We start from the raw sequence: 16,905 nt of genomic DNA on the forward strand, positions 1-16,905 counted from the left end.
TATCTGGTACATTATCTTTTTAATTATTTTTGTCTTTACATCCGAGCCACTATATACATAGAACTTTATATATTTCTGCTTTTATTTAATCTGATATTTATTCCTTTCGAATATTTCGGTAGGTTACACAAGTATTCTGCTTCTAAAATTACAGAGTCAAGAAGGGGACAATCTCCATTTCTAATATGCTTTATAATGCCGTCGAGATCTTTAGTCCCTTTGCTTCTATTTATTAGGCTTTGAGCAGCTTGAGAATTATTAGAATCTAATAAACCCTTGTAATAGTAATGAACAGCATGACTATTTATTCCTGTGTCCTTATAGTAATATTTGTACGACAATTTCCCGTATATCATAGCAACTTGTATTACTGAATTGCTTAATGTCCTAAAGAATTTATTTTCTCCATTATTTATTTTTGTTTCTGAATCTGCCTCTGCTTTTTGAGCCCATAATAATGCTTCTTCTAATTTTTTTATTGCACCGTCTTTGTATGAATTTAACATATAAAGACTTTTGGCTTTTTGAAGCCAGTAATTTGGTTCATCTTTTTGCAAATTTTTGATATTCTCATCATCGTAGATTGCCTGAATGACTGAAGCTGCCCCATAATACAAGCCAGAAAAGTTAATTTCGTCTTTGGATAAAATCGAAATGTTATGTTCAGCATATTGTCTAGAAAAAATATCATTTAGTACATCAAACATTAAAAACGCTTTGATCTTGGACTTCATGGTTTGAGAATTTTCTCTTAATAAAATTTGATATATTGCTTCACATATTTTTTGCAATCGAGTAATACGTATGGCTTTTCCCAATTCACTCTCGAGTGGATAAGCATAAATACTAATGATGTGAAGTAATGCCAGGGGTGCATTGCATACTATTTTCAGAGCAGAATGCTCGTATTTTTCGCCTACTACATTGGTTTCTATCTGTATTATGGGTGAATATTTATTAACAGTGTCCCTATAAGAGTTTAAAAGGTTCAAATTTACAAGCTCTTCAAAGTATATCTTTTTATGCACAGCCAGCCACACAAGCAATATAAGTTCGTTAAGACTTGAGATTTCATACTCACATAGATATTTGCTATCAGATTTACTGGCAATACGTAAAGTATTGTCGAGTATAGTTAATTTAGGATCAAAAGCAAGAATTCCAATTTCATTTATCTTTTCATTAAGATTATTCAACTCATCATCGGATAGATAGCCTCTAATGAGTGGTTCTGCTTGCTCATAAATATCGGTTCTGTAGGAAATAATATTTGAAATTTCATCATAGGAATTAAAAAAAATGCATACATAACTTGTTCTATTTTTTACCTTTGAATATTCCCTTGACAAGAAGTATATTTGTTCTTCTGAAATGGAGTTACTGTCAAATATAATTACTGAATTTTTTTCATTAAGCAACGAGATGATAAGCTTATCAGATATTGAATCATCTGATTTGACATAATATATTTTTCTGTCTTTATAATAGTCAATTATATTAAACGCTAACATAGTTTTACCAGAGAATCTTCGTCCAATAAAGACATTGATATGTTCTAAGGATAAACGCAATTGTTTTGCGGTATCTCTGGTGATATAATAATATGGTTTTTGTAATATTTGATTAGTGTTAAATGATGAAATCAAGAAAGTTAAGTTCTTTTCACGATCTTTATTTAAAATAGGAATATTGGTTATCTCATACCTGTTAATCTCATTGTCAGTTTCTAAAAGGCTCAATTCATAGCAATTTGTTATGAATTCATAAAACAATTCGTAATCTTCCACGTTTTCAAGCTGAATATAATGTGAGATATTAAAACTTTGAAGGTTTTCCTGCTTCACATAATCCTTTTCAATATCTTCACTTGTTACATATATTCTTCTGGTTAATAAGGGCGCTTTGTTTTTATTTAAATCCGATAAAACAGAATAGTGAATATCAAGTTCATCATCCAAACTACAGCCAATGTATAATAAATTTTTTCCTGCGCAATCAGATGCCAACAAATTATGAAAAGTATAATTTGTATCTAAACTTAATAGGTATTGTGATTCAGAAAAAATTAAATCATCTTTGTTTTTTGTCTTTAAAAATTGATTAATGTCCCCATGAATTTTGTACAATTTCTTTTTATCAAAAACACTTTTATCAAAAAAATCGCAATTAGGGTAAAATACTTCCCATTGATCATTCGAGTTTTCTATAGTAGTATCGATATTTAGAGTATAAACATATGGCCAATTGATAGAATTTAGAAATCTAAACTTATTGTTATGTATAAATTTGATTCCCGTATAAAAATTAAAGAAATAATCACAGACGATATTTACTTGTGAAGAAAACACATACTTAAAAAACCTTTCAGCAATCCAACTAAAGCTTTGTTTAGCTATCGTACTTTTAGTTAATTCAGGTTTAACCTTTTCAATTTCGCTTATCATATGTTCTTTTAAATTATAACCTGTAGGAACAGTATTGTTTTTACGGGCTCTCATACCCCCGCTAAACCCTGAGCCTAGTATAGGTACGAGTAACTTATTCTTAAAAGCCTGAATAAAAAATTCCTTTGTTTCTAAGTCTGTCAACCTCATCTTTTCCATTGGTATTCCTCCCCAGTAGTAATCATTTATATTAACGAATTTTTATCGCACCAACCATCCGTAATCCTGCCTGCAATCCACGATATAGTCAACATACACCATCTGATCTTTAATCTGATATAGAATCAAATACCATTTCTCCACAAACATCTTGTGATACTTGTTCAATGGTATAAACTTACAGCCCCGCTTGAATTATTCAAAGATAGGTCCCTTTTAAATTAATTTAATCAACGAGCTCTGAAAAAAGCTGAGTTCTTAACTCTCCATCTTCAAACCAAACCAACCAACATTTGTCATTTCGACTATGCAGCTTAGGATATTTCTCAAGCGCTTTTGACGTAGCTTGTCTGAGTAATCTAACAGTCCAAAAAATCTTGAAATTAAGATGTTCTAATTGCAAAAGCAGTTTTTCTCGATCAACACATAAATATGATTGTGAGTCATGCCACTTTTCTCCTGCTTCAAACCTAATTGCTTCAAGCTGTTTTTCTCCATTATAGTACTTATACCCATCCCCATCACATATGCCCATCAATTCTCGTACAATTCGGGAAGGCAGTTTATAATATACATCACCAAATTCAGGATAATTAGCTGTACACTCTTCAACTGCCTTTTCAATTGAATAGTCTAAAAAATCACCATCATTAATAGAAACATTATAGATTTTATTGTAACACTCATTTTTCCAATTCATCCAACATATCTCTTTAGGGGTTATATAACATTGAGTCTCAGTAGATGAATGTAAATCCTCAGGATTACTTAGGTTATAGACTAAAGAGTCTTTTCGATTTATTATGTCATTTTTTAAGTATTTAAAATGCTCTTTTGTGATTATTGCTGAAGAAATCCACATAAGTGATTCTCCACCTAAAATATTAGATACAGAATTAAAACTATATAATGATATCCAATTCTTTTTCTCCTCTTGTACAATTTCATGGGTGAAATCACGAATATCAATCCATTTTTCAAAATTAGGAGTAGGAGCATTTATTATCCAATCTCTTATGGCATCTTCCCCCATATTTTCATTAATTAAAGGTGATAGTTCCTCTGGAACAAGCCAAGAGGTTTTTTCCATAATGATGTCTGGATTTTCTTGATATAATTCTTGCGCTGGATTTGGAAAATCATCAAGCAAACCATAATCGTTCAGCAATGATGGTGCTCTTTCAAAATCTCTAAATGGTAACCGATCTGATAAATAGCCTAAAATCTCATTGCGTGCGCACCATGTATACTTCTCGCAAAAAGTCATTATGCTACTTTTGGAACCGTGAGTTGCGGGATGGTGTTGGCGCAAAATTGCAATATCAACACCGATTACTTCCCCAGGTTTACCTCCATTAGGACAACCGTAGAACTCTTCTTCATTCCATCCCTGTAGTAGAATGTAAGCATATGCGGCTGATAGAACAAATTGATTAGGTTCAAGCGATTCCAATTCCAAAATTCGCGCATATTCTAACAGGAAGCTGTCTGCTTCTTTATTGTATTTGTAAGCAGGTGATTTCGAATTTGGTATGGTGGCATCTGTATCGTCATCAATCAAATCATCTAGACGATCCCAAAATCTCCTTTTCTTTTTATACGCAAGTTGAATTTCCTTCAATTTGGCACTGCATTTTTCATTAAGAATAAATTCTTTATTAGTTAACATTTCTTCAATTTCATTTTCAGAAAAATGCCATGTATAGTCGATTTCTTCGGTAGTTTTATCACTACTGCGGTGACTAAAAAACATCCTATCCATAGGATCACACAGAACATATCTTGCCAAATCATAATCAATTGGTCCAAAGCCACCCATCCGAGTACCAGAAGTAGCCTCACGATTAAGAGGGATAGTTCCAATTGTATGATATGGTGGACGGCTCTTGCCTACATCTTCATCATTTATGTCACCAAATGCATAGGACCGTTCAACAATAGCTCTGCTGTAATATCGAATAGCACAATTATAGTACATACTAATTTTATCTGGAGCAAAAATATTTTTTATCATCCAATCACTGAATAGTTTAATACAGGGATGTCCTTTTTCAAGCATAAATACAGTCCCCATTGCTATTGAAAATAAATCCTCTTTCATCTGAGGATCGTTAGTGCACCATGTATGCTCGAACAGTGTATAAAATTCAAAAGGTTGTGTAGAAGCCCACTTCATTAGTTCTCGCCTATAACCCACTCTTTCAATGTTATTAACAGTAGTTAGCATCCAAGCATAGACCAAGGGGATACCATTATGTTTGTCCTCGCTATATAATTCATATCTCTTATCGGTTAAATTAACTTTTGTATGGCCTTTCCAAGGAGCATCTCCCTGATATCTTAAATAGCTAGGCTCAGACCATATAATATCACGTTTTCCTGCTACTTCGTAACCCATAAGATGCTCATGTAACATCTGTGCACCAAGAGGATGATTTTCAATTCGTGATACTGAAAGAACAATTTTATTCACAACATTTTTTAAACAGTCAGAATTATAATTCATCATCTTTTTGACTAAAGGTATGTATTTAGATGCCGGGTTTGGTGATACATTTGATAATGAAAAGCAAACCAAATCAAATAATTCGCCATTACTTAAACTATCTCTGAAGCTACCATTCTCAGTTATCAAGTAGCTGTAATCTTCCAAAAGAAGAATAGAGACCATTTGTAGAGCACCCTCATGGCCTACCAATGTTTCTGTAAGTGTGACCTTTGATGGATCTTGTATTTGATTAGTAATTAATAGCGCAAGCATGTAATCAAAAAAAGGCTGAACACCAATTGAATAATATGTGTTTGGAGGCTCAAGTATAGTTTCTGAATTTACTGTATAACTCTGTAGTATTCCATAATCTTCAATAAAGTCAATAAGTTTTCTTCGATAATCATGAGCAACAGAAATAAGCCCTGGAATATCCTTTAGAGAATCAATTAAATCGTTTCTATTCAAAGTTGTATTAATAAGAAATTTTCTGGCTATTGCTAATAATGAATTCTGCACAATGAGTTCTCTATCCCCATACCCAGTTTCATATTTAGAGTTAAATTCTTTTTCAATTATATGAAATTTCTGTGATAAAAGATTAGTAATGGTAACAGAAGATTTCTCTACGCCTGAAATCCTTTTATACTTATAATTTTCACAAAAGATTCGTAACGCAAGGGGAGTTTTTAAGCTCCATTTAATCCAGGAACACCTTTCGATATTTACATGGAAAAATTCAATATATTCTTGATATAATTCGTTTACCGGAACATCACCATCAGAAGGTAGTCTTAATGTATTACTCAATAAGCTATCATCATATGCCAACTCCCTAAATACATAAGGTCGACTTGTAATACAAAACCTCAGTCTTGGATATTGTGAACATATTGCTTCTATCTCTCGAAGGCGGTCATACCACAAATCATATGGTCTAGATTCATCCACTCCTTCAATGCAAATTAATATCTTCGGAATGATTTTAGCAACAACAGTATCTACCGTAGCAATATTATTGATTTCTGTTCGATACGACAACGCTTCTAAAGCCTGCCACAATTCTTTTTCGTTCCAAACCGAAGCTAAACCTAAAGACTTTTTTAAGATATCAATCCAATTATTATTTGGATTGATATCTTTCGCACGAATTAATATCGGAATATGAAGTTTTTCATTTAATAATGACTCCACAAGATTAGCTATCCCATGTGTTTTTCCCGAACCAGGATTGCCTAATATCAGATATTTTTTATTATCTAGTTGAAAACGAATATCTGAAATGATAGTATGGATTTCGTTTTTTTGAAGAGCTTCGGCAGTTTTTTTAATCTCATTAATGTGAAAGTAGTTTCCTCTAAATTGCTCGTTTTGCTTTAACAACTCTAATAGCATAGCAAAGTCAATATACCAATTGTCTTCGTTAATTGAGGATGCAACTTGTTGGTCATTATTTACAGCATCTATAGCAAATTTTATCTCAACTAATAATTTAATTACTTGCTCTTGAGTTCTCTGAATTTCATGTATTAACTGCTCCTGCGATGAATGATCCTGAACAAATTGGAAATAATCATCACACGCTTTCAAAAATTTGCTGCATTGCTGGCTCATAGCACTCAGTGTACTTATACTGCTTTGACGATCATCTAATGTTCCTACAAATTTTAAAATGCTTTTTTGCATTTGTCCTTGAATATGTAGAGAAGGAGTATATTTTTGTGATAACCATCCACTTTTTTGTTTCTCGTAAGAGTAAACAATAAGCTCTTTTGAAATCTCGGATTTTTCAAACCAATATCGGTATATACCTGCAGCGTCACTGTCTTGTAATTTAGTTAAAAGTTGAGTTTCATTCCATAACTCAATTTTCAACCCCGGATAATCATCTTCCAATTTATTTTTCAACTGTTGCCAACGACTTAATTCAGTATCTTCTATAACCTTTTTTCCTTTACCAATACGGTCTGATGATAAATCACGGGGAATACATACAATATATTGCTTTATTAATGGTCTTACTCTAAGCGCAGTTTCAATCGAACTTCTAATTTGAGCGAACTGACCTGTGGTAATACTATTTGAAAACCACTTAGCTTGCATTCCGATAATTGTATCATCGTTTTTTATTGCAAAGGATTCAACACCCCCATCTCCTCCAGAGCCATTTACAATTGTAACGACCTTTAAAGAGTCAGGATATGTTTTTTTGCACCACAATTCAAACAATTGATTACACATACATTCAAAAGCTCGTGTTGGTGCTTCATTATAAGTTTGAAAATGTTGCCAGTTCATACTCTCACCCCTTTATTCTCTAGTGTACCAGCCAACCATAATCCTGCCTGCAATCCACGATATAATCAACGTATACTGTTTGATCCTTGATCTGATACAAAGTCAAATACCATTTCTCAACAAACATCTTATGATACTTGTTCAGCGGTATAAATTCAGCATTGAGAAAAGGAAATCGTTCCGGCATGGTGGAAAGGGAGCGGATAGCGTCTATCAATTCATTCTTTGTTCTGCGGGCGGCAGTGGGGCTTTTTTGTGCTAGAAACCGAACATGTCCCGCCAGCATCTGACGGGCACGGTCGGAAACAATCACCTTATATTGAGGCTTTTTTTCCATGTTCCACCTCATCAATAATGCTTTCTAAATAGCTGTCCAATTCGTCTGGTGTAGTTCCAGTGCGGCCTGCCAGACGATCTTCCTCGACAGCCAACAGTTCTTCACGCAGCTTTAGCATTTTTTCACGGCGAGCAAACGTATCTATATCCATAACCACAAGATCACCCTCGCCGTTTTTCGTAAGATACACAGGTTCTCCGGTAGACCTGCATAAATCCGCGATTTCGTTGTAATTCTGCCGGATGCTTGCGGACGGTTTAATCTGCATGGTATCAACTCCTCGTAGTAACATTCTAACCATATTATACCCCTTTCATGCTATGAAATCAATCAACAATTCAGTTACAGTTACAGCCTTTCAACCTCTTGTGGGCGCTGCAAACCCAATGAAATTTTCAGATAATCATTCATATCCTTTCCACGTTTAGGAGGCTCATCGGAAATGGTGTGTACGGGAGAAAGTAGAGTCTGGATAGTCTTTGCCGCCAGCCGCCCAGCCGTGTCGTTGTCCAGGTGTAAAGCGATTTCCTTAATTTGCGGGAAGTCTTTTAAGTATTGCATGAGTGCGGCGGGCGGGGTGCTTTCCTCAATAATTTTTTTCGGCTTATAAATCCCCGCAAGGGACAGGCAGCAGTCCTGCCGCCAATCCCTGCCGGAAAGCAGCTCCAACGTGCCGTAGGAAAGCAGGTCAATGGCGCTTTCAAACAGGTGCAGACTGTGACTTTCTTCCCGTGAGGGAATTGAGAAGGAGAAATGCTTGTCGCTGCCGTTGGCTTCTCCCATATAGCGCCGGTTTGAGGTTCCCCTGAGGGTTGCATATTTCGGTGTACCTTTGCGGTCAAAGCCGATAAAAACTGCATTATGGTAAGGCTGGCTTTCATACAGCCGCCCGGTATCAAGGCAGTAGTCAACCAGCGTAATTTGTAAGCCGCGTCCTAAGAGGTAATCAACCACTCGGTCGTTATTCTCGTTCTTTTCTGGCAGAAGTAGCTTTTTCGGCTCCGCGGCTTCCAGTTTTCTTGACAGAATAAGCGGCGCGATGGCCGCCTGTCCGTTTATCTGAATGACCGCTTCGGGAAGCGTCATGCCCCGCACCTTGATAAGATAATCCAAAGCGGAGCGCCCGCCAATGCCTCGTGACCACCAGTTCCATTTACCGTTGCTGATTTTAAGGCTGTCATGGCTTCGAGTAGTATAGACATTGCCGGAGAAGCACACCAGCTCCTGCGGCTCGTAGATTTGCAAATAAGTCAGCAGATCCATCCGCTTTGCGCGTTCGATCTGCTCCGGTGTTACATAGGGCATAGCTTATCACCTTACCTTTCATAGCCCATGATTTTTTTTTCGGGAATGCTCATATCTTCGTCAGGTTCGCCGTCAACCATTTCGTTTTCCCGCTTATCCATGTTGAGCAAAATGTTCAATTCAGCCAGACGCGCAGATTTTGTTTGCAGCTCCTGTTCCTTTTCAAAGGGAACGTCAATTTCAGTCTTAGCCGTTTCCATCTGCTGATGGAGGGTACTTAACTGCTCCCGGCAATATTCCAGCTTTTTGGGGACTTCAGCAAGGGCATTGTTAAGTCGGGTAATGTTGCCGTGAATGTCCGTGCCCAGCGACACCGTATGGCTCAGAGCGCCGCGCAGGGTAATCTGATATTGCTTGTTGAAGCCATCAAAGGAAAACAGCATCGGAAAACCCATGTAGTTGCCCAGCTCCTGCGGTTCCGGGGTGGTCATCAGCTTGCAGGCTTCCAGGATGGCCGCGCCCGCCTGCGCCTTTTCGGTATAGGAAACATTCTTGACCGTCATACCCGCGAATTTATTGTCCTCCGCACCGTCCGTGACAGGTTCCAATACGCTGTGTTGCTCGTACAGGGCAAGGTCTTTCTCATAGCCTGCAATGCGCTCCTCGGTGGATTTAATTTGCTGCGGGAATTGCTTGAGCAATCTGTCCTCCAAAGCATATCGCTGGCTTAGGTGATTGGCTTTCAATAGCTTTAGCTTGGAAACTTGAATGTCTAAATCCATCTTGTCCTTGATATAGGGATTGCCCGTTGCCAGCGCCTTTATCTCGGCGTAGGAAAGCGCCATTTCGTCAATGTCCTCGGCGCTTCTCACCGGGGATTTGCTGGTCATAATCTGCGAAATGAACCGCTGCTTGTTCTCTATAATCTGATACAGGTATGCGTCAAAGGTGTTTTCCGTCACATACCGGAAAATATGCACCTCGTCGTTTTTGTTGCCCTGCCGGACAATTCTGCCGCTGCGCTGCTCCAGATCACGGGGCCGCCACGGGCAATCCAGATCATGGAGGGCAATCAGCTTATCCTGCACATTGGTTCCGGCTCCCATCTTAAAGGTGGAACCTAACAAGGTGCGTACCTGTCCCTTGCGAACCTTGGCAAACAACTCCTTTTTGCGGGTTTCGGTATTAGCATCGTGGATAAAGGCCACCTCATTGGCGGGAACGCCTCGGGCAATGAGCTTTTGACGCACATCATCGTACACGTTGAAATTTCCGTCACCTTTGGGTGTGGAGAGGTCGCAGAACACAAGCTGTGTCAGTTTTTTGTCGTTGTTCTCCTGCCAGAAACGGAAGATATTTTCTACACAGGCGTTTACCTTGCTGTCCTCATGGTCGGGCAGCATGGGATTGGCCAACCGCTGGTCAAGTGCCAGCTTCCGTCCGTCGTTTGTGATTTTGAGCATATTGTCTTCATAGGGTTCTACCTTCTTGGCGCGTACCTGTTCGGCGCGCTCCGCAAGCTCGGCCACCATGTCCTGCTGGAATTCGCTCGGCTTGACGGCAACATTGTGGTAATTTGCCTTGGGCACAGGAAGGTTCAGCATATCCGCCGTTTTGATATCCGCAACCTCTTTGAACATACTCATAAGCTCCGGGAGGTTGTAGAAACGGGCAAAGCGCGTTTTAGCCCGGTAGCCTGTGCCCTCCGGCGCAAGCTCGATAGCAGTAACGGTTTCCCCGAAGGTGGAGGCCCAACAGTCAAAATGCTGTAATCCTTTTTCCCGCAGGAGTTTATATTGCAGATACCGCTGCATGGTGTACATCTCCGTGATGCTGTTACTGATGGGCGTTCCTGTGGCAAAGATAATTCCGCGCCCCTCGGTCAGTTCGTCCAAGTAACGGCATTTGGCAAACAGGTCACTGGATTTTTGTGCCTCGGTTTGTGACAGCCCCGCCACATTTCTCATTTTGGTGTAGAGAAAAAGGTTCTTGTAAAAATCCGCCTCATCCACAAACAGGCGGTCAACACCCAATTCCTCAAAGGTCACAACATCATCCTTGCGGCTGGTGTCGTTGAGCTTATCCAGTTTGAGTTTTAACGTCTTTTTGGTCTTTTCAAGCTGCTTGATGGCATAACGCTCGCCTTTTTCCTCTTTCAGCTCCCGGATGCCGCTGGTAATTTCCGCAATCTGATCCTGTAACTGCTGTTTTTGCCGCTCTGCGGAGATGGGGATTTTCTCAAACTGGCTATGCCCGATAATCACCGCATCATAGTCGCCGGTGGCAATACGGGCACAAAATTTCTTGCGGTTCTTGGTTTCAAAATCTTTTTTGGTGGCCACAAGGATGTTGGCCGATGGGTAAAGCTGCAAAAACTCCCCAGCCCATTGCTCGGTCAGATGATTCGGCACAACAAACATGCTTTTATTGCAAAGTCCCAAATGCTTGCTTTCCATCGCAGCCGCCGTCATTTCATAGGTCTTGCCCGCACCCACACAATGAGCCAACAAGGTATTACCGCCATACAGAATGTGTGCCACCGCGTCCACCTGATGCTCTCTCAGCAAGATTTCTGGGTTCATGCCTGTAAAACGGATATGGCTGCCGTCGTATTCGCGAGGACGGACAGAATTAAAGCGGTCGTTGTAGAGCCTTGTCAGCCGTTCGCGGCGTTCGGGCTTCTTCCATATCCAACCTTGGAACGCCTCTTTAATGGCTTCCTGTTTTTGTTGGGCGATGGCGGTTTCCTTTTTGTTCAGAATGCGCTTTTCATTGCCGTCCTCATAAACGGTATCAAAGATGCGCACATCCCGCAGATTAAGGGTGTCCTCGATAATCTTGTAGGCGTTGATACGCTTGGTGCCATAGGTGACATTGGCCTTGATGTTGTCGCTGCGGTCATCGTTTTTGCCCTTAACGTTCCAGTTGGCGGTATAGGTGGAGTAGAAAACGTCGATGTAGCGCCTGTACATATAAGGAGTTTCCAGCAGTTCAAGCATAAAGTCCTTGACCACATCCGGGGGAAGCCAGGTCGCGCCCAGACGTACATCAATTTCGGAAGCGTCTAAATCCTTTGGCTGCACTGCTTCCAGAGCCGTAACATTGATACCGTAAAGGTCAGGGTGCATTTCGGCAAACTGCCGGGCGGTTTGCAGCTTTTCCCTCACATTGCCGGAGAGATAAGCATCCGCTGTTTCATATTGAATGATGCCATCATTGTTAAAATGGGTGGAATTGCGGAACATGATGCCTTCCAGGTCTTTTACAAGCTGTTCCTCGGAAAGCCCCGTCAGGCTTTGCATGAAGCCCATATCTACACAGGCTTTTTCCGCTATAGAGATGGCCAGTGCTTCGGTGGCGGTATCCACATGGGTCACAGTGGTGCGCTGCCGGATGGTGCGCTTGGTGAACATATCCGCTTTGCGCTCCAGCTCGCCGTTCTCGTCCAGAATTTCCAGGGAGCAGAGCAGGCAGTAAGAGCTGTCATCCGCAAACGCCATGTTGTTGCCGCGGCTGTTTAGCAGTCCGTATTTGGCGGTAAAAGCGTCATATAAACGATTCATCTTGCGCTGCTGTGATTGAATAGCCTCATCGCTGTAGTCCTCGGTCTGGTACTCGATCAAGTCCCGAACACAGTCCCGGATGGCGATCATGCCCTTGATGCGGCCTTCCGCTGTGACGGAGGTTTCCACGCGGTTCATCTTGCTGTTTTCCCGGTAGTAAATGGTTCCATCTATAATTGTGTAGCTGAAATTGCGGACATTTGGATCTGCGGGGATAGAGGTATCCACATTGTCAGATAGCTCATCCAACTCATATTCGGTGATCTCTGCATGGATATTCTCCATCGCTTCCCGGAGCAGTTCGGCAAGGTCGGCATCCTTATGGGGATTACAGGTGGTTTCATTACGATTGCCATACATCCGCTCGTCAAAAGCCATCGTGCCCAGCATCATGTCGGAATTATCGGCAAAGTATTGGTTGACGGGTATGCCGTCTTCGGTGGTGGAAAGGTGTACCCAATCCGGTTCAATGTCAATCACACGGTCACGTTTTTGCAGGAATAGAATGTCGGTTGTAACCTCGGTGCCCGCGTTATCAAAAAAAGCATTGTTGGGGAGCCGGACAGCACCCAAAAGCTCGGCCCGCTGCGCGATGTATTTGCGGACTTCGGGGTTTTGCTTATCCATCGTACCCTTGGAGGTCACAAAGGCAATAATGCCCCCAGGCCGCACTTTGTCTAAGGTTTTGGCAAAAAAGTAATCATGAACTAAAAACTTGTGCTTATCGTACTTCTTGTCTGCGATGCCGTAGCTGCCGAAAGGCACATTACCGATGGCAAGGTCGAAAAAGCTGTCGGGCAGGTTGGTTTCCTCAAAGCCCTGCACGGCGATGTTGGCCTGCTGGTAAAGTTGTTTGGCGATTCGTCCCGTGAGGCTGTCCAGTTCAATACCGTACAGCTTGGATTTTGCCATGCTCTCCGGCACAAGACCAAAGAAATTGCCGATTCCCATTGCGGGTTCCAAAATATTGCCTGTCTGAAAGCCCATGTTGGCAAGGCAGACGTACATGGACTTGATGACGGCGGGCGATGTGTAATGAGCATTTAAGGTAGAAGCCTGTGCAGAGATGTATTCATCCTCATCAAGCAGCTCATTCAGTTCGGCATATTCTTTTGCCCATTGGCTGTTCTGTTCATCAAATACCTGCGGCAGACCGCCCCAACCGACGTATTTTGAAAGGATTTCCTGTTCCTCCGGCATGGCAAGACGGTTTTGCTCCTCCAATTGGTTCAATAGCCGGATGGCGGCAACGTTATAGCCATACTTGGTTTTTTGACCGCCGTGTCCCAAATCATCATCGATAATAACGAAATTGACTCGGGGCTGCTTTGGAGTTTCCGGCATAAGCTCGATAATGACTTTGGAAACTTCGCCTTCCTGTGTTTTTCTCCATATTGGTTCTTTTGATTGCTCCAAAACGCTGCGCACATACTCGATGCTTTCCCTGCGAAAAATCGGGAAGCCTGTGTTTTGCTGGAAAGTAATATCCCGCAGGCTGACCGTTCCGGCTTCCTCGCTGATAGCATCAATGACGTAGCGCCGATCCTCAATAGCAAATTCCACGCCCACAGCTATTTCTTTTTCGGCTGGTTGCTTTTCCGTTTCTCCAGCTTGCCCGTCCGGCAGCTCCACATCAAATTCCACATAGGATTTTTCATCTTCGCCGCCACTGTCAATGGTGACGGTATCTCCCTCGCGGGTGATGGTCACATCGCCGGTTTCCCGTACCCATGCAGGTGCATCAGGATCATCAGCCTTAATGGTGGCCGTATCCATTTTTTCCGTCAGATAGTCCTGATAGGTTCGCTGGAATACATCCTCGGTAAGCCATTCCCGAAACTGCGGCAGGGTGGTATAGGCTTCGTAAAAGGCAGTATGCTCCTCTTTCATGAAAAGGGCAATGCGGTCTAGGGCACTGTCAAGCTCCTGCTTGGCGCTATCGGGATCGGTATCTCGGTCACGGAGATAGGGAAAGATCTCGTCTTGCTGTACCCGGTTGACCAGCTCTGGCAGATATGTCCGGTACAATGCACGGGGAGTATGTGTCTGTTCTTTTTCGGCTGGTTGCTCCGCAAGAGCGGTAGGAGCTTCCTGTTCAGTTGTCATCAGGTGGTCATTTAATGGATTTTCCCGTAGCATCCGGTCAAAATCATTCCGCGCAAGCTCCTTGCCGAACAATGGAAATTGCGTATCACGGAGATATACCGCGCTTTCATCAAAGGAAAAAACCTCATATTCATCCGCGCCAAGAAATGCCGTATCGCCAAGTGAAAAGGCATAGTGCGCGTTCTCCCGTGACAGCGGTTTTGGCTCGGTAGGAGCCGGTTCACGGTTCAGGATTTCACGGGCGTAGGCTTGCTCGGCAAGCTGTTGGCGGCGTTCTTCCATCTCCTGCCGGTAAACAGGCAAATGTTCCTTTTCCTTTCGGTTCAGATAGCGGTCGGCGGCAATCAGTTCTCCAATACGCGTCTGCACCTTTACCCAGGACAAAACAATCTTTGCATCCGGCCCGATGATTTTCCCGCTGGTGAGGGTGATGCCTTTGCCATCGTGCCATTCATGAATATCGGTACCGGTCAAGGCCGGTGCCCTTCCACCAGTTCCGTATTCCTTTTTCAGAAAATCAGCGTTCTTTTTCGTGTCAGCGTTCTGCTGGAATTGCAGATAAATCCTGTATTTCCCATCCTGCACACCGCTTCCTTGCTGCAAAACCACATCAATAACTTCCTGTGAAATAGAAAAAGCGGAGGATTTTTCGTCCTCCGCCTGCTCAATCAGGGTGATTTGCTGCTGCATGGATGGCAATGCCGATGGTTTATCAAGAAATTCATTCAACAGTATCATGCTGCCAAAGTGTCCGGCAATAACACCCCAATCATAATATCCCTGCGTTGTTCTTGCTGTATAGCTGCCCTCCCAAAGATGGAGGACGTTTTGATAGGTTTTGTATCCGACACGCTGATTTTCACCGACAAGAAGCTCCGTATAGTCATTATTAAAAATGCTTTTGATGTACTCGGTACGCTCACCGCTATCCTCATGGGTGGCGTAAAAATCCGCAATTTCCTGTTTTGTCGCTTTGAGGTGCGGCGTAGATCGCAGGATTTCGTTGATAAGGGGGGTGGAATGAAAGAACGGAAGACTTTTGTCCTCCGTTCTTCGATCATACCATGCTAATTCTAATTGTAAATCAGTTCCGTCAGCACGGTTTCCTCCGCTTGATGTTTCAGGCTGTTCATGTGCCCTGTCCAACCCATCGGGTCGGTCGCTTTGTCCGGCGCGGGATCGTTCTCCAAGAGCTTCGCCGTAATCAGTTCGACGCGCTCCCTCGCGGTCTGGTCGATCTCCGACAGGTGGCTGTTCAGCTTGCCCGACAGCATCAGGCTGGCGTACATCCCTTTCCTGTGGTTTTTCAGGTATGTTTTGCGCAACATCCCATATTTGCCGATGTGCGTTTCTTCCTCCGGCAGCGTCAGGTCGGGGATCAGGTAATCGCCCTGCATCGTGTAGGTCAGTTCCATATTCACCATTCCTTTCAGAATTTATATTTTGCTTTACGCTTTCATTGTGCCGCGCATCCTGATTTTTTGCAAAGGTACGGATTTGTTTTTTCTCCGCAATTTGCATTTCCTTGACCGTAGTGCCGATTTCCCGCAGGAGCATTTCAGAAATATCGCTGGTGGCGGCTCCCAAGCGGGAAACGGTATCTAGCGTATTGAAGTTGACAATGCCCTGAAAATCTTCAAAGGAAAGGTATTCGTCAGCGGGGTAGCCGCAGCGGACTAAGAGTATGTAGGCGACGGAGTTTTTCAGCAGGTCCTTGAAGATGACTTCCACGTTCAGGTCGTCCAGTTCCTCCAAAAAGCTGTTTTCCTTAAAGTCCATCAGTTCGGAGAGATAGTCGGGAAAATTATCATCCACGGCATTGCGGGCGGCAGAAACCAGCGCGGCAGGCAATTCGCTTTTGTCGTCCAGTTCTCCAAAGGTATTTTCCAGCGTTTCCGCAACAGCCCCGGCATATCTGTCCTGCATCGTCCAAAGAGTAATGGGGCGGTTCTGGCGGCTGTTGGTATCCGACACATCAAACACATGGCGCAGGGCAAGGCTGCTCCCACTGTCGTCAAGGAGGGCAATGCCCTTTGCGCCACGGTTTACCCACCGTCCGAGTTTCTGATTCCATAGGTCTATTTCGGCGCAGGCCGTTGCGTTGGGGCGCTGCGCATAAATTAAAAGCTGATCCTGAAAGGGGTATTTGTAGTTCCACGCCGCCGTTTTCAGAAAGGCAGTCCAGTTGACAGGATTTTTCACAACGGCGCGGGTCGTCCTTTCCGAAAGCTCTGTAATCAGTTGCAGTTTTGTTGCCAACCTTAT

The 16,905-nt window shown here is 42.4% G+C and carries 6 protein-coding genes and 1 pseudogene; all 7 read right to left on the reverse strand.

Annotated features, from left to right (window positions below):
• Positions 1-65: 65 nt before the first annotated feature.
• Complete coding sequence (locus LJE72_RS23125; RefSeq protein ID WP_229250330.1) at positions 66-2,603, reverse strand: SIR2 family protein; 2,538 nt, start codon at positions 2,601-2,603, stop codon at positions 66-68.
• 42 nt (positions 2,604-2,645) lie between these two features.
• A pseudogene (locus tag LJE72_RS23130) lies at positions 2,646-2,783 on the reverse strand (type II toxin-antitoxin system RelE/ParE family toxin); the annotation flags it as partial.
• A 46-nt stretch (positions 2,784-2,829) separates the two neighbouring features.
• The gene (locus LJE72_RS23135; RefSeq protein ID WP_229250331.1) at positions 2,830-7,389 is read right to left on the reverse strand and encodes an NACHT domain-containing protein; all 4,560 of its coding nucleotides are present in this window, start codon (positions 7,387-7,389) and stop codon (positions 2,830-2,832) included.
• Between the two features lie 19 nt (positions 7,390-7,408).
• The gene (locus LJE72_RS23140; protein ID WP_229250357.1) at positions 7,409-7,726 is read right to left on the reverse strand and encodes a type II toxin-antitoxin system RelE/ParE family toxin; all 318 of its coding nucleotides are present in this window, start codon (positions 7,724-7,726) and stop codon (positions 7,409-7,411) included.
• Positions 7,704-7,994 carry a type II toxin-antitoxin system Phd/YefM family antitoxin gene (locus tag LJE72_RS23145; protein WP_229250332.1) on the reverse strand — a complete coding sequence of 97 codons (291 nt, stop codon included), beginning with the start codon at positions 7,992-7,994 and terminating at the stop codon, positions 7,704-7,706. Before LJE72_RS23145 ends, LJE72_RS23140 begins: the two co-directional genes overlap by 23 nt.
• A gap of 80 nt (positions 7,995-8,074) precedes the next feature.
• Positions 8,075-9,031, reverse strand: a complete 957-nt coding sequence (locus tag LJE72_RS23150; RefSeq protein ID WP_229250333.1) for a DUF3991 and TOPRIM domain-containing protein — start codon at positions 9,029-9,031, stop codon at positions 8,075-8,077.
• A gap of 11 nt (positions 9,032-9,042) precedes the next feature.
• On the reverse strand, positions 9,043-16,899 hold the full coding sequence (locus LJE72_RS26930) for a DEAD/DEAH box helicase family protein (RefSeq protein ID WP_449508557.1): 7,857 nt from the start codon (positions 16,897-16,899) through the stop codon (positions 9,043-9,045).
• Between the last annotated feature and the right edge of the window lie 6 nt (positions 16,900-16,905).

Source organism: Desulfosporosinus shakirovi (genome assembly GCF_020595055.1).
GTDB lineage: Bacteria > Bacillota > Desulfitobacteriia > Desulfitobacteriales > Desulfitobacteriaceae > Desulfosporosinus > Desulfosporosinus shakirovi.

What these genes read in the sequence shown, in the direction of transcription:
- LJE72_RS23135 (WP_229250331.1), bottom strand. Translation starts at nt 7,389, where the DNA reads ATGAACTGGCAACATTTTCAAACTTATAATGAAGCACCAACACGAGCT.
- LJE72_RS23145 (WP_229250332.1), bottom strand. Translation starts at nt 7,994, where the DNA reads ATGCAGATTAAACCGTCCGCAAGCATCCGGCAGAATTACAACGAAATC.
- LJE72_RS23125 (WP_229250330.1), bottom strand. Translation starts at nt 2,603, where the DNA reads ATGGAAAAGATGAGGTTGACAGACTTAGAAACAAAGGAATTTTTTATT.
- LJE72_RS23140 (WP_229250357.1), bottom strand. Translation starts at nt 7,726, where the DNA reads ATGGAAAAAAAGCCTCAATATAAGGTGATTGTTTCCGACCGTGCCCGT.
- LJE72_RS23150 (WP_229250333.1), bottom strand. Translation starts at nt 9,031, where the DNA reads ATGCCCTATGTAACACCGGAGCAGATCGAACGCGCAAAGCGGATGGAT.